At 67.2% G+C, this 14,518-nt stretch carries 11 protein-coding genes; 8 read left to right on the forward strand and 3 right to left on the reverse strand.

The features are described 5' to 3' along the window. From VGI62_RS11695 to VGI62_RS11710, 4 genes are all read left to right on the forward strand, one after another. Positions 1–393 (forward strand): S4 domain-containing protein (locus tag VGI62_RS11695; RefSeq protein WP_331504667.1); only part of this gene is annotated, 393 nt, incomplete at its 5' end. 10 nt (positions 394–403) lie between these two features. Beyond that, the gene (locus VGI62_RS11700) at positions 404–865 is read left to right on the forward strand and encodes a peroxiredoxin (RefSeq protein WP_331504668.1); all 462 of its coding nucleotides are present in this window, start codon (positions 404–406) and stop codon (positions 863–865) included. Positions 866–1,094: 229 nt separating this feature from the next. Next, positions 1,095–2,249, forward strand: coding sequence for a M23 family metallopeptidase (locus VGI62_RS11705; RefSeq protein ID WP_331504669.1), 1,155 nt, complete (start codon positions 1,095–1,097; stop codon positions 2,247–2,249). Further along, complete coding sequence (locus VGI62_RS11710) at positions 2,230–2,649, forward strand: polymer-forming cytoskeletal protein (protein ID WP_331504670.1); 420 nt, start codon at positions 2,230–2,232, stop codon at positions 2,647–2,649. The genes VGI62_RS11705 and VGI62_RS11710 overlap by 20 nt, the downstream gene beginning before the upstream one ends. An 18-nt stretch (positions 2,650–2,667) precedes the next feature. On the opposite strand, the gene prfB is transcribed toward VGI62_RS11710, so the two are convergent. The 3 genes from prfB to VGI62_RS11725 form a co-directional block, all read right to left on the reverse strand. Next, a protein-coding gene (prfB, locus tag VGI62_RS11715; protein WP_331504671.1) for a peptide chain release factor 2 occupies positions 2,668–3,793 on the reverse strand; the annotation gives its coding sequence in 2 pieces (ribosomal slippage) (positions 2,668–3,723 and positions 3,725–3,793; 1,125 coding nt in all). A gap of 51 nt (positions 3,794–3,844) precedes the next feature. Next, positions 3,845–6,238: a penicillin-binding protein 1A gene (locus VGI62_RS11720; protein WP_331504672.1), complete on the reverse strand. Its 2,394-nt coding sequence runs from the start codon at positions 6,236–6,238 to the stop codon at positions 3,845–3,847. A gap of 94 nt (positions 6,239–6,332) precedes the next feature. Further along, entirely contained in the window at positions 6,333–7,529 is a 1,197-nt protein-coding gene (locus tag VGI62_RS11725; protein ID WP_331504673.1) for an N-acetylmuramoyl-L-alanine amidase, read from the reverse strand. Positions 7,530–8,039: 510 nt separating this feature from the next. On the opposite strand from VGI62_RS11725, the gene VGI62_RS11730 reads away from it, so the two are divergent. The 4 genes from VGI62_RS11730 to VGI62_RS11745 are packed head-to-tail and all read left to right on the forward strand — an operon-like array spanning position 8,040 to position 14,486. Beyond that, positions 8,040–10,700, forward strand: a complete 2,661-nt coding sequence (locus VGI62_RS11730; protein ID WP_331504674.1) for an Rne/Rng family ribonuclease — start codon at positions 8,040–8,042, stop codon at positions 10,698–10,700. A gap of 50 nt (positions 10,701–10,750) precedes the next feature. Continuing rightward, positions 10,751–12,157, forward strand: a complete 1,407-nt coding sequence (locus tag VGI62_RS11735) for a M48 family metalloprotease (protein WP_414695682.1) — start codon at positions 10,751–10,753, stop codon at positions 12,155–12,157. Positions 12,158–12,191: 34 nt separating this feature from the next. Next, on the forward strand, positions 12,192–12,944 hold the full coding sequence (locus tag VGI62_RS11740; protein ID WP_331504675.1) for a DsbA family protein: 753 nt from the start codon (positions 12,192–12,194) through the stop codon (positions 12,942–12,944). Positions 12,945–12,992: 48 nt separating this feature from the next. Continuing rightward, positions 12,993–14,486: an NAD(P)/FAD-dependent oxidoreductase gene (locus tag VGI62_RS11745; RefSeq protein WP_331504676.1), complete on the forward strand. Its 1,494-nt coding sequence runs from the start codon at positions 12,993–12,995 to the stop codon at positions 14,484–14,486. Positions 14,487–14,518 lie beyond the last annotated feature (32 nt).

Consider the following 14,518-nt stretch of genomic DNA (forward strand, 5'->3'; position numbering starts at 1 on the left):
CTGGAAGCCCTGCCGGGCGCCCAGATCAATGACGCCAAGAAGGTGCTGGCCAATGCGGCCACGAGCCTGCTGCACGGGCCTGACGAAACCGCCAAGGCCTGTGCGGCCGCCGAAGCCGCATTCGAGCAAGGCAGGCTCTCCGATGATCTGCCGACCTATGAGGTGCCGGCCGCTGAGCTCGGGTCCGGCATCGTGCTGGCGGCGCTGGCCGCGGACGCCGGACTGGCGGCCTCGCGAGGCGAAGCCCGCCGGCTGGCGCACGGCGGGGGCCTGCGCGTCAACGACAAGGCCGAGCTCGACGCCAGTCGGATGGTCACGGCCGCCGACCTGGTGGAAGGTGTGGTCAAGCTTGCGGCGGGCAAGAAGAAGATCGTCCTGGTGAAACCGATCTGAGGAGCATGACATGGGGAAGGTGAGCGAGGGCGCGCCGGCGCCGGATTTCCAGCTGGAAAGTGCTTCAGGGCAGATCCGGCTGGCGGACTTCAAGGGCAAGACCCTGGTGCTCTACTTCTATCCCAAGGACGACACGACCGGATGCACCACGGAGGCCAAGGAATTCAGCGCTCTGGCGCCGGAGTTCGCTAAGGCGGGCGCCGCGGTGGTCGCGGTCTCCAAGGACACCGTGAAGAGCCATCAGAAGTTTGCCGAGAAATACGGCCTGACCATCCCGCTAGGCTCTGATCCCGAGGGTTCGGTCATTCAGCGCTTCGAGAGCTGGGTCCAAAAGAAACTCTACGGCCGCGAGTATATGGGCATCGACCGCTCAACGTTCCTCATCAAGCACGGGGTCATCCGGCGCATCTGGCGCAAGGTGAAAGTGGCGGGCCATGCCCAGGAGGTGCTGGACGCGGTCAAATCCCTCTAGAGGCGGGTGCGACGCGGCGTCGCACTCTCACGCCGATGATCTGAAGTCGAACCAACCGGCGATCGCCGGTTCAAGGGAAAGTCCCCTCACCGTTAAGGTGGCGTTTACCACATACCCGACATCTTCCGCAGGTTCGGACTGACGCTGCTTGCGGCGTAAAGCGCCTTGCGCGTTTCCACGATCTCATCGCATATCGCCGGTGATAGGGGTCGGGGACCTTCAAAAACGTATGGATCGTTTGGCGCGCCTTCGCCGGTCGCTCGTTGAGCTATTTCCGGAACGCCATCTCTATGTCCGCTCGGGCGGTGAGATGAAGGGCTACGTCCTCACCTCCAGGAAGCAGATCGCCGCTGCGGCCGGGGTCTCGGCGGCCGCGTTGTGGATGGGCGTCTGCAGCGCCGCCATGCTGGTCAATATGCTCTCGGCATCGTCGGCCGACCGCGAGGTCGCCCGCACGCAGGCCAAGTACGAGCGCTGGATCGCCGACCGCCAGGCTCGGCTGAACTCCGCTGTCGCTGAACTCAACGCCGGCGGTGGCGCAAACCAATCCTTAGCTGCGAACATCGAGAAGCGGCATGCCGCGCTCGCCATGCTGCTCACCGACATGAAGGGCGCGCCAGGCGCGGCCGCGGCGCTGACGCCCGTGATCAACGAAGCAGTCATGACCAAGGACACCAACCCGGCCCATATGGTCGAGACCGTTCGGGTCAGCCAGGAAAAGCTGCTCGACGCCGCCGACAGCTTCGCCAAAAGCCGGGCAGATCGCCTGCGCCTGGCGTTCCGGCTCGCAGGCCTCACGCCCGCAGCCTATATGCCCAAGGGCGGAGCCCTGGGCGGACCTTTGATCGAAGCCAAAGACCCGCGAGCGCTGGCGGCCGTGCTCGATGTGGATGAGGGCTTCGCCGAGCGCGTGCAGCACGCGGCCGCCGACATGGGTGAAGCCCGGGCTCTACAGGAGGCCGCCCAGGACGTTCCCTTTGCGAGGCCCACCACAGGCACTGAGAAGTCCAGCGGTTTCGGCGTCCGCTATGACCCCTTCACCAGCCGGCCGGCCTTTCATTCGGGCCTGGATTTCCCCGGCGGCCCGATGACCCCGATCCACGCCACTGCGCCCGGCGTCGTGTCGTTCACAGGGGTCCGCTCAGGCTATGGCAACACCGTGGAGATCGACCACGGGCGGGGCTTCAAGACCCGCTACGCCCACCTGGCGGCCATTTCTGTCAAGGTCGGCGAACAGGTGGGGGTCGGCCAACGCATAGGAGGTATGGGCTCCACTGGCCGATCCACCGGAACGCACCTGCACTACGAAGTCTGGGTGAACGGCCGCGCGCAAAATCCGGACCGTTTCGTCAAGGCAGGCGCTTATGTTCTCCAAGCCGGCTAGTTCCACGGCCTCGCGCGCCGACAGCGCCGATACGAACCGCAAAGCCATTGCTTGTTCGCTGATCGCCGAAAACGTCTGTGTCAGCGGCGACCTCAAGAGCGATGGGGACGTGCAGCTCGACGGCGCGGTGCGCGGCGACCTCGTCGTGGCGCATCTCACTATCGGCGAGACGGGTCAGGTCGAAGGCGCGGTGAGCGCCGAGGCGGTCGAAATCCGCGGCCGCGTCACCGGCACGATCTCCGCAACGAGCGTGAAGCTCTACGCTAGCGCCCACGTCGAGGGTGACATCACTCACGGCCAGTTGGCCATCGAGCCCGGGGCTCATTTCGCCGGGCGCAGCATCAAGCTTCTCGCCGGGGCGTCGGAGCCACTGAGCCTGGTGCACGAAGCCGCGGAGTAGCTGTTCCGGCGGGGCGCGTCAGGCCGGCTCCGCGGCGTCGCGGGTCACGCCGACACGCTGGGCAAGCGCAGCGCCCATGAAAGCGTCGAGGTCGCCGTCCAGGACGCCTTGGGTGTCGGAGGTCTCAACCTCGGTGCGTAGGTCCTTGACCATCTGGTAGGGCTGAAGGACGTAGCTGCGGATCTGGTGGCCCCAGCCGATGTCGGTTTTCTGGTCTTCCAGCGCCTGCTGTGCGGCCTCCCGTTTCTGCAGTTCAAGCTCGTAGAGCCGGGCGCGCAGCATCTTCCACGCCTCGTCCCGGTTCTGGTGCTGCGAGCGGCCGGCCTGGCAGGCCACGGCCACGCCGGTCGGGATGTGGGTCAGGCGCACGGCCGAGTCGGTCTTGTTGATGTGCTGGCCGCCGGCCCCGGAGGCCCGATAGGTGTCAGTCCGCACATCGGCCGGATTGATGTCGATGACGATATCGTCGTCCACCACCGGATAGACCCAGACCGACGCGAAACTGGTGTGCCGCTTGGCGGCGCTGTCGAAGGGCGAGATGCGCACCAGGCGGTGGACGCCTGCCTCGGTCTTCAACCAACCGTAGGCGTTGGTTCCCTTGACCTGCAGCGTCGCCGACTTGATCCCGGCCTGATCGCCGGAAGTCTCCTCGAGGAACTCGACCGTCATCCCATGGGCGTTGGCCCAGCGCGTGTACATGCGCAGCAGCATGCCGGCCCAGTCGCAGGACTCGGTGCCGCCAGCGCCAGAGTTGATCTCCACGAAGGCTTCGTTGCCGTCGGCTTCGCCGGAGAGCAAGGCCTCGAGCTCGGCTCGCCCGGCGCGCTCCTTGATGGCCTTCAGCTGCGAGCGTGCTTCGTCAAGCGAGGCCTCATCGCCTTCCTCGTCGGCCAGTTCGGCGTACCCCAAGGCGTCGGCGAGGTCGCGCTCGAGCCCCCTCACCGCTTCGACGGAGCCGGCAAGACGGGTGCGTTCGCGCATCAGGGCCTGGGCGGCCGCGGCATTGTCCCAGAGCGTCGGGTCCTCGACGCGGGCGTTCAGCTCATCGAGCTTTCGGAGCGCCGGCTCCCAGTCAAAGACGCCTCCTGAGCAGTTCGACCGACTGCTCGATGTCGGCCTTGGCGGCCTCGACATCCAATCTCATGGGACAATTCCTGCTCTCTCTAAGGCCGGGCCAGATAGGCTGACCCGCGCCCTAGTACAAGCCATTGACCTCGTCGGGCTTCTTCGGCGGCGTCGCGGGCTGGACAGCCGAGGCGGCGTTCGGCGCGCCTGTAAGGCCGTTCTGGAAGACCTTGTTGTACGGCTGCGCCCCGCCGGCCGTATCGACGACCACATCGGCCACGCGCGGCTCGGTGCCCGGCCGGAACGCCTCGCGGATCCCGCGAACCATGGCGTACTTGGCATTGGCCGGGGGCTTGAAGTCGTCCGGCGCGAAGCTCTTGTTCGCCTGGGTCATGAAGTCGATGAAGATCGGCACGGCCGCTCGCGCGCCGGTCTCGCCGTTGCCGAGGCTGCGATTGTCGTCAAAGCCGATGTAGGTGCCGACAACCAGGTGGGGGGTGAAACCCACGAACCAGGCCGAGCGGAATTCGCTTGTGGTGCCGGTCTTGCCGCCGGTCGGGCGGCCCAGCACAGAGGCCGCAGCGGCGGTCCCGCGCTGTACCACGCCCTGCAGCATGGAGGTGATCTGATAGGCCGTGATCGGGTCCCAAACCTGCGAGCCGCTCACCGGGATGCGAGGGCTCTCATCGCCGTCGAAGCCGTTGGAGCAGCGATCGCAGTCGCGCGTCTCGGCCTTGAAGATCGTCTTCCCCTCGCGATCCTGCACCAACTCGATCAGGTGAGGTTCGATCTTTCGGCCGCCGTTGACGAAGGACGAATAGGCGGCGGTCAGCTTAAAGACCGTCGTCTCGCCCGCGCCGAGCGCCATGGCGAGGACGTTTTCCATCTTCGTCACCACGCCCAGGCGGATCGCCGAGGCGCTGATCTTCGGCATGCCGACGCCCTGGGCCAGCCGCACGGTCATGGTGTTGCGCGAGAGCTCAAGGCCTTTGCGCAGCTGCAGCGGGCCAAGGTAGTCGTGCTCGTAGTTTTCCGGAGTCCAGGTCTGGCCGTTGGCGCCGGGGAGCGAGATCGGCGCGTCCATGACGACGCTGGCCGGCGTGTAGCCATTCTCCAGGGCCGTGGCGTAGACGATCGGCTTGAAGGCGGAGCCCGGCTGACGCATGGCCTGGGTGGCGCGATTGAAGCTCGACAGTGAGAAGGAATAGCCGCCGACCATCGCCAGCACCCGGCCGGAGTCGGGATCCATCGCTACGAGAGCGCCGTTGACCGCCGGCACCTGCTTCAGCCTGAGCGCCGGGCCTCCGGCGTCATCGGGCGCAACGAAGATCAGATCGCCGGTTCCGATCCCTTTGCCGGCCCTGGCCCAGGCGACATCTTCCGCCGCCAGAGTCCCGGTCTGGCCCTCGATCGTGGTGACGTGGACGGTTCCGCCCGCGACCTGCGTCACCACCGCCTGGCGCCAGGTGCGACGTTCAGCTGGCCGAGCCGATTTCTTCGCCACGTCCTCCCAGCCGGCCAGGGTGGCGACATGACCCCACGCGCCGCGCCAGCCGTGGCGGCGGTCGTAGCGCTCCAACCCATCCATCAGCGCGGTCCGTGCCGCGCTTTGCAGACGTGGGTCGAGGGTGGTGCGCATGTAGTAGCCGCCCTCGTTGAGGCGGGGTCCCAGGGTGGCCAGACCACGGCGGCGGACCTCTTCGACGAAATAGTCCGCATCGCGGTACTTCGCGCGGGTGGGCTCGGGCTGGACGACCAGGTCTTCCTGTTTTGCCGCATTGGCCTGGGCGCGGGTGACCCAGCCAGCCTCGGCCATCTGGTCGAGCACCCAGTTGCGGCGCGCCATCGCCTGGGCCTTGCGGCGGACCGGGTGGTAGTTGTCCGGCCCCTTCGGCAGGGACGCAAGATAGGCGGATTGGGCGAGGTCGAGGTCGGTGATCGACTTTCCGAAGTAGTTGTACGCCGCCGCGCCCACGCCGTAGGAGCGGTAGCCCAGCCAGATCTCGTTCAGGTAGAGCTCGAGGATCCGCTCCTTGGGCAAGGTGCGGTCCAGCTGCTGGGCGATCAGCGCCTCCTTCAGCTTGCGGCCGATGGTGGCGTCGTTGGTCAGCAGGATGTTCTTGGCGACCTGCTGGGTGATGGTCGAGCCGCTTTCCAGCCGCCGGCCCTGGGCGATGTTGACGATATCCTTGGCGCTGGCGCGCACGATGCCGGCGTAGTCGAGGCCTGAGTGCTTGAAGAAGTTGCGGTCTTCGGCGGCCAGGAACGCCTGGGCGAGCTGCGGGGGGATCGCGTCATAGGGCACGAAGATGCGCCGCTCGCGCGAAAATTCGCCGATCAGGGTGCCGTCCCAGGCATAGGCCCGGGTGGCGGTTGGCGGATGGTAGTCGGCCAGGTCGCCGGCGTCGGGCATGTCGTGGAACAGCCACGCCGCCCAGATGGCGATGGCGAAACCGGCGACCGCAATCAGGCCCAGCACCGCCACGCCGGCGATCGCGACCCATTTCTCGCGGGGAGGATTCAACGGACTTACGGCCTCCGGGGGGGCGCCCGACCCCATCGGCGTTCGGTCTAGACGGCTTCGGATGCGGCGCCAACGCCCACGAGCGGGGGGCGCGTCAGCGCGACGCAATCCGCGTCGCTTGGGCGAAGTAGTCGTCGATCGAATCGCCGACCGCGTTCATGAGCCGCGCGCGCTTCTGCGCGTCCCGCAGGAACCCCTCGTCGTCGGCATTGCTGAGGAATCCCATCTCGAGCAGCACCGCCGGGACGTCGGGGGCCAGCAGCACCATAAACCCGGCGTCCCTCTGCGTGCGGCGCAGCAGCGGCGCCTTGCCGTCGATGCGATGGACGAGGGTCTGTGCGAAGGCTGCTGAACGGTTCTTCGTCGCCCGCTGGGTCAGGTCGAAGAGAATGTCGCTGACGCCGCGGTCGCCGGTGAGGCTCGCCTTCATGAACCAATCGTCGCGGCTGACGAAGCGCGCGGCGCGGTTCGAGGCCTTGTCGGAGAGGGTGTAAACACTGGCGCCGCGCAGCGTGGCGTCCGGTCCGCTGTCGGAGTGCAGTGAGATGAAGAGGTCGGCGCCGGCCCGCTGGGCGATGCGCACGCGGGTCTCCAGCGGGACGTAGGTGTCGTCCTGGCGGGTCAGGACCACCTGGTAGCGCGCCGTCCGCTCGAGCCTGGCCTTGAGCGCCAGGGCCGCGGCGAGGTTGATGTCCTTCTCGAAGCCCTGCGCGCCGCTCGCGCCCGGATCGTGGCCGCCGTGGCCAGGATCGATCACCACGACCTTCTTCAGCGAAACGGGGGGGATCTGCTGGGTGGTGATCTGCTGGGTGGTGATCTGCGGCCGCAGTTGCAAGCCGAGCGCGGCGGAACGATCGCTGGAGCTGACGAGGCGCACGGCGCCCGGCTGGGAGATGATGTCGACCACGTAGCGATAGTGAGCGACGCCGTCGGCCGGCGGGAGCAGGAAGCGACCCTTGATCCGCGCGTCTGGGGCCAGATCCATCTGCAGGCGCGCGCCTGCGGGGGTCTGTTCGATCGCCCAGGCCGTCACCAGGCCCTGGCCGGCTCCCTGAAGGCCGCCCTGGGCCGAAACTGTCGGCAGGATGAGGATGGCGTGGCCGTCTGCCGAGCCGTCGGAGACCAGCTTGGCGGTGGCGGCCTGGTCGATGTCCAAGACCAGTCGGGTCTGCTCTGCGTCACCACCGAGCCGAACCTTCAGGAGCCCGCCGCTCGCCGTGGCGGCATGGGATACGGCGAATACGGCGCTCAGCCCCACAGCCGCGGCGACCGCAGCAGCGCCGGCGCGCATCCGATTCCTCACCAAAAACCGTCCGGCCCCAGCCAGCATTGAGCCTCAACCCCGAAGGGAATGGTAAACCACCACGCAAGAGAGCCATATACGCGCCTGCCGGGTAGACAAACGGTTAACCGTGCCCCTGCGTCCTGGCGGCGCAGTTCGGCCGGCGCCGGCTAAGCGCCTCGCGCGCGACCTTTCGGGTTAGGGTTTCTTTTTCCAGCCCACTGTTGCAATGTCCGGCCGCGCGCCAGGCCGCCTCTCGCATCTTGCGGGGCGAAGGGTCGCGCGAACAAAGCCCGCGTCAACTGACCGATTCCCGGCGACCGACGCTCTATCCGATCCGCGCCACCCCGGCGCGCCTGGGAACACACTCGATGGGCAGCGCTGCTCAAGCCATGTTCCGGCCTCAAGCCTCCCGAGGCGCCGCTTTCGGCGTCCTCCAGGGCGGCGCGCGCGCCCGTCCCACAAAAAACCGGCAGCGCCTGGACCTCAGGTCCGGGGCGCGCCGCGGAGATAATCTTAATGTCCAAGAATATGTTGATCGACGCAGCTCACACGGAAGAGACGCGTGTGGTGGTCGTCGATGGAACCCGCGTTGAAGAGTTCGACTTCGAAAGTTCCAACCGCAAGCAGCTCAGAGGGAACATCTATCTCGCCAAGGTGACGCGCGTTGAGCCGTCGCTTCAGGCGGCCTTCATCGAGTACGGCGGCAACCGCCACGGCTTCCTGGCCTTCAACGAAATCCACCCGGACTACTATCAGATACCGGTCGCCGACCGCGAAGCGCTGATGCGCGAAGAGGCCGAAGACGACGATGAACACCACGAGCCGCGCGGCCGCCGCGGCGGCGCCGCCGCCGAAGCCTCCTCCGACGACGAGGACGAAGATCACGAAATCGCGTCGGAAGACGACGACGACGTCATGGAGGAAGAGGTCGCAAGGCGCCGCCGGCGTCTGATGCGCAAGTACAAGATCCAGGAAGTGATCCGCCGCAGGCAGATCATGCTGGTGCAGGTCGTCAAGGAAGAGCGCGGCAACAAGGGCGCCGCTCTGACCACCTACCTGTCCCTGGCCGGCCGCTACGGCGTCCTGATGCCGAACACCGCGCGCGGCGGCGGCATTTCGCGCAAGATCGAGACCGCGACCGATCGCCGGCGTCTGAAGGGGATCGTCCAGAGCCTGGACGTGCCGCAGGGCATGGGCCTGATCGTCCGCACGGCGGGGGCCAAGCGCACCAAGGCCGAGCTGAAGCGCGACTACGACTACCTGCTGCGCCTGTGGGAGAACATTCGCGAGACGACGCTGCATTCGATCGCGCCGGCCTTGATCTACGAGGAAGAAGACCTCGTGAAGCGGGCAATCCGCGACCTCTACGACAAGGACATCGACGGCGTATTCGTCGAGGGTGAGGCCGGCTTCAAGGAAGCGCGCGAGTTCATGCGCATGCTGATGCCGAGCCAGGCAAAGAAGGTGCAACTCTACCGCGAGCCGACGCCGCTTTTCGTCAAGCACCGGGTCGAAGACCACCTCAGCCAGATCTATTCGCCGGTCGTGCCGCTGCGCTCCGGCGGCTACCTGGTGATCAACCAGACCGAGGCGCTGGTCGCCGTCGACGTGAACTCAGGGCGTTCGACGCGCGAGCGGAACATCGAGGCCACGGCGCTGAAGACCAACATGGAAGCCGCCGAAGAGGCGGCCCGCCAGCTTCGCCTGCGCGACCTCGCCGGACTGATCGTCATCGATTTCATCGACATGGATGAATCGAAGAACAACCGCGCTGTCGAAAAGAAGCTCAAGGATTGCCTGAAGGACGACCGCGCCCGCGTGCAGATGGGCAAGATCAGCGCCTTCGGCCTGATGGAGATCAGCCGCCAGCGCCGCCGCTCGGGCGTGCTCGAGGGCACCACACACGTCTGCGAGCACTGCGCCGGCACCGGCCGCGTGCGCTCGGTGGAATCCAGCGCGCTGGCCGCGCTCCGCACCCTGGAGATCGAGGCCCTGAAAGGCGGCGGTGAAGCGACGCTGAAAGCGCCGCGCGCCGTGGGCCTTTACATCCTGAACGAGAAGCGTGCGCACCTGGCGCGCCTGCAGCAGACGCTCGGGCTCTTCGTCACTGTCGTCGTGGCTGACGACATGGCTCACGCCGAGTGCCTGATCGAGCGCACCTCGATGGAGCAGCGGCCGGACCACGTGGCTTTGGTCGCCCCGGCCGTCGCCTATGAGCCGGCGATAGACGACGTCGATGACTACGAGGCCATCGACGAGGAGGACGAGGAAGAAGAAGAGGAAGACGAAGAGGCCATCGAGCGCGAGGACACCGACGACGATGAGCCGCGCGCGCGAGCCGCGCGCGAAGATCGGCCGCGCCGGGACGAGGAGAGCCACGAAGAGGGCGAAGGCGCCCGCCGTGGCCGCCGCCGCCGCCGCCGCGGTCGCCGCGACGGTGAGCCCCGCGAAGCCGGAGCCGCCGCACCGGCTCCGCGCCCGGTGGATGCGCCGCGCGACGGTGACGAAGAGGGTGGCCAGGGACGCAGGCGCCGCCGCGGACGCAGAGGCGGGCGCCGGATGCGCGACGACGGGCGTCCGACCGATGTCTTTGCCTGGACCCGTCCCTGGGTGCCCTACGGCGACGACCCGTTCGTCTGGTACGATCCGTCCGAGGACATGAAGCGCGACGTCGCGCCGACGCCTGCCAACGACCAGCGTGAACAGCCGCGCGTGGCGGCGGAAGCCGTGGCGCCGGCTCCGTCGACCGCGCGCCCGCGCGCCGAAGCCGGCGAGGAGGAGGTGTGGGTCGAACTGCCTGCCGTCGAAGACAGGCCCAAGCGTGCGCGGCGTGGTCGCACCAGGGGCCGCGGCGGTGAGGCGTCCGATCAGGGGCTGTCCGTGGCGGCGGAGGCGCCCGTTCAGGCTCCCGAACCACCGCTGGCCGTAGACGCCGAACCCGCCCCCATCTCCGAGACGGTCGCCGCCAACGCCGACGCTCCGCCCCCGGCCAGGAAGCCGCGGGCGAGCCGGGCCAAGGCCAAGCCGATGGCCGAGGTTGTTCCCGAAGCGCTCGTCGCTCCCGCGATCCCGGAGCCGGAACCGGAACCCGTCGCCCTTGCCCCCCGCGCACCGGACCCGGCGGAGATTTCCACGCCGCCCGCCGCGCCGCGGAGAGGCTGGTGGCGGCGCGGGTGACGCGCTAGGCTCCGCATCGGGACCGGAGGGGGTTTGGACGAGAGTTGACCATGGCTGCCCCTGCCCGTTCGTTCCTCCGAGTCGCGCTGGCCGCGGCCCTGGGTCTCAGCATGGTGCTGCGGCCCGGGCTCGCCGCAGCCCAGCTCGGCCCGGGCGAGACGCTGATCCGCGACACCGAGATCGAGGACATCCTGCATCGGGATGCCGACCCGATCTTCAAGGCCGCCGGCATCGACCCCAAAGGCGTGCAGATCATCCTGATCGGCTCGAAGGACTTCAACGCCTTCGCCGCACCAAAGGTGATGGCCGTCTACACGGGCCTAATCCTGCAGACCAAGAATCCGAACGAGCTGCAGGGCGTCATGGCCCACGAAGTCGGCCACTTGGCCGCCGGCCACAGTTTCCGCTCCGGCGAGATGCAGCGCGCCGGCATGGTGCCGATGATCCTCACCATGGGACTGGGCGTCCTTGCGGCCATCGCCGGATCGGGCGACGCCGCCGCCGGCCTCATCACCAGCGCCCCCTATTTCGGCGCGCTGGGCGCCATCGGATACAGCCGTGAGCAGGAGGGGCGCGCCGACCAGGCAGGCGCCACGCTCCTGGAGAAGGCCGGCCTCTCCGGGCGGGGCCTGGCGGAGTTCTTCGACAACTTCCGCTACCAGGAGGTCTTCTCCCAGTATCGCCGCTACCGGTTCTTCATCGATCACCCCCTCTCCTCGGATCGGATCGAGGCGCTGCAGGGTCGGGTTGCGGCGATGCCGCACTACGATCAGAAGGACAGCCCCGAGGCGCTGGCCGAGCACGAGGTGATGAAGGCCAAGCTCGACGGCTTCATCAATCCGCAGGTCACCATGACCAAGTACGACGAGAAGGACACGTCGTACCCGGCGCGCTATGCGCGGGCGATCGCCTACTACCAGATGAAGGAACCGGACAAGGCGCTGAAGCGGGTCGATGCGCTCCTGGCCGAACAGCCCAATAATCCGTACCTCTGGGAGCTTAAGGGTCAGATTCTCTTCGAGTTCGGACGGATTCCCGAGGCCGAGGAGCCGCAGCGCAAGTCGGTTGCGCTGAAGGATGCGCCTTTGCTGCACATGAATCTCGGCCAGACGCTTATCGCTCTCGACGACACCAAGAAGGTCGACGAGGGGATCGTCGAACTCAAGAAGGCGCTCAACCAGGAAGACGACAATGCGGCCGCCTGGCGGATGCTGGCGGAGGCCTACGACAAGCGCGGCCAGGAAGGGCTCGCCCGGCTCGCCACTGCGGAATATCAGTTCAACGTCGGCGACATGCGCCAAGCCCGCGAGTTCGCGATACGGGCCCGCGAGCGGCTTCCAAAGGATAGTCCCGAGTGGCGGCGCGCGACCGACATCGTGCTCGTCTCGAAACCGAGCCGCGACGATCTGAAGGACCTGGCGCGCGAGGGATCGATAGCCGGCGCCCAGGCGCGCTGATTCCCCTCACCTGCCGGGGCTAACAAAAGACGCCATGCTGAACTATGTGGCAGCCATGACCCATGCTCTTCGTACCGCCGCGGTCGTCGCCGCCGCCTTCTCCCTGTCCGCCTGCCAGAAGCTCGACGACGCCTTCGGTGAGAAGGTGCATGCCTATCTGATGTCCCATCCGGAGGTTGTTCGCGAGGCGGCGGTCAAGCTCGCCGAGAACGACCGCGTGGCGGCCCTTAAGGCCTCGACCTCGGCGATCGACAAATATCGCGGGCAGCTGGAGCGCGACAGCCGTGACTTCGTGGCCAATCCGAACGGCAAAGTCACCGTGGTCGAGTTTTTCGACTATCGCTGCGGCTACTGCAAACTCGCCGCCCCCGAAGTGGTCAAGCTGATCAACGAGAACCCCGACGTCCGCTTCGTCTTCAAGGAGTTCCCGATCTTCGGCGAAGTCTCCGACACCGCAGCCAAGGTCGCGCTGACCGAGCCTGCCAAGGCCAAGGGGGTCGAGCTCTACAAGGCCTTGATGAGCGACAGAGCGCTAGATGACGCCGCGCTCGACCGCCACCTTGCTGAGGTGGGTATCAATGCGGCGGCCGCGCGCAAGGACGCCGACCAGCCGCTGATCGCACGCCAGATTCTCGACACCCATGCCCTGGCCGAAGCTCTGAAGATCGATGGTACGCCGGCGTTCATCGTCGGCCGGACTATCGTCCCCGGGGCCGACATGGCCGCGCTGCGCGCGGCGATCGCGTCTGCGAAGGCCGCAGACGGCCTTGGAAAGACCACGAGCTAGGCTCGATATTCCGCTACGGTGTTCAGCAAACCGAGCGGGGACGTCCACATGGCAGAACGGGTGCTGGTGATCGGCGCCGGAATGGCGGGGCTCTGGACTGCGCTGGCCCTGTCGCCGACGGGCCGCGAGATCATCGTCCTGGAACGCGATCCACCGCCGCCGCAAGGCGGACCGGACGCCGCCTTCGAGAGCTGGACCCGCCGCGGCGTCGGACACCTGCGCCACAGTCACGCCTTTCTGGCCCGGATGCGCCTCATGATCCGCGATGAGCACCCTCAGCTGCTGGCTGAACTTCAGCAGGCCGGCTGCCGCGACCTGGGCTTTGAAGGCGGTCTTACGGACATCCACCGCAAAAGCTACGTGCCCGAGCCCGTGGATCAGGACTTGGCCGTTCTCACCAGCCGGCGCACGACCCTGGAGCTGATCATGCGCCGCTATGTCGAGCGCCAGGCCAACGTCAACATCCGGCCTAGCGTGTTCGTCAGGGCGCTGGCTCTTGCTTCGGGCGAGGTCCCTTCGGTCACAGGCGTGATCTTGGAGGATGGCGAGACCCTCACGGCGGACCTCGTGGTCGACGCCTCAGGCCGCACGTCCTTAAGCGTCGATCAGTTGATCGAGGCGGGCGCTGCGATCGGTGAGGAGACTGAGGACTGCGGGATTCTCTATTTCACCCGCCACTACCGGCTGAACCCCGGCATCGCAGAGCCGCCACGGGACAAGGCGCCCCTGACCGGCGATCTCGAGTACCTGAAGTTCGGCGTATTCCCCGGCGATAACGGCTGTTTCTCGATCACCCTTTGCGTGCCGGAGATCGAGGAGGAGCTGCGCAAGAAGATCGTCGATCCGGCCGTGTTCGACGCAGCCTGCGCGCGCCTGCCCGGCTTGGCGCCCTGGGTCGATCCGGCCACGTCGAGCGCGATCAGCAAGGTGTTCGGAATGGGCGACCTGCACAGCCGCTGGCGTGACCTTGCTCCAGGCGGCCATGCGGCGGTCACCGGTTTCTTCGCCGTCGGCGACAGTCTGGTGCGCAGCAATCCGCTGTTCGGCCGCGGCTGCTCCTTCGCCGCCGTCAGCGCCCACCTGCTGCGCGACGCACTGCAGATGTTCAGCGACCCCGCCGCACGGCTCAGCGCCTATCAGAGGCGCATCGAGACGGAGCTTCGCCCCTTCTACGACGCCATGCGCGGCGCCGATCGCAGCGCCGTACGCCGGGCGCGCCAGGCGCTCACGCCGAGCTACCGGCCCAACTTCAAGAGCCGTATGACCAAGCGGTTCTTCGAGGACGGCGTGGCGATCGCCGTGCGTTCGGATGTCGAGCTCTATCGCGCAGCGCTGCTCGGCTTCCATATGCTCGAAGATCCGCAGGCGTGGCTGAAACGGCCGAAGAACATCGCCAAGGTGCTGGGCTACTGGGCCCGCGGGCGGGCGCGCAACGCCGAGGCCTACCGTCCCAAGGGTGGGCCTGAGCGCGAAGAGATGCTTTTGGGCTTAGGTCTGTCGCCTGACCTCGACATCGAGCGGGTGCTTGCCGGCGCCGCCTGATCGCTGGCCTCGGCGCGCCGGCTTCCACTCGA

It is taken from the genome of Phenylobacterium sp. (genome assembly GCF_036495085.1).
Taxonomy (GTDB): domain Bacteria; phylum Pseudomonadota; class Alphaproteobacteria; order Caulobacterales; family Caulobacteraceae; genus Phenylobacterium.

Excerpts from the sequence above, each read along its gene's own strand:
- VGI62_RS11700 (WP_331504668.1), top strand. The coding sequence starts at position 404 with ATGGGGAAGGTGAGCGAGGGCGCGCCGGCGCCGGATTTCCAGCTGGAA.
- VGI62_RS11705 (WP_331504669.1), top strand. The coding sequence starts at position 1,095 with ATGGATCGTTTGGCGCGCCTTCGCCGGTCGCTCGTTGAGCTATTTCCG.
- VGI62_RS11710 (WP_331504670.1), top strand. The coding sequence starts at position 2,230 with ATGTTCTCCAAGCCGGCTAGTTCCACGGCCTCGCGCGCCGACAGCGCC.
- VGI62_RS11725 (WP_331504673.1), bottom strand. The coding sequence starts at position 7,529 with ATGCGCGCCGGCGCTGCTGCGGTCGCCGCGGCTGTGGGGCTGAGCGCC.
- VGI62_RS11730 (WP_331504674.1), top strand. The coding sequence starts at position 8,040 with ATGTCCAAGAATATGTTGATCGACGCAGCTCACACGGAAGAGACGCGT.
- VGI62_RS11735 (WP_414695682.1), top strand. The coding sequence starts at position 10,751 with ATGGCTGCCCCTGCCCGTTCGTTCCTCCGAGTCGCGCTGGCCGCGGCC.
- VGI62_RS11740 (WP_331504675.1), top strand. The coding sequence starts at position 12,192 with ATGCTGAACTATGTGGCAGCCATGACCCATGCTCTTCGTACCGCCGCG.
- VGI62_RS11745 (WP_331504676.1), top strand. The coding sequence starts at position 12,993 with ATGGCAGAACGGGTGCTGGTGATCGGCGCCGGAATGGCGGGGCTCTGG.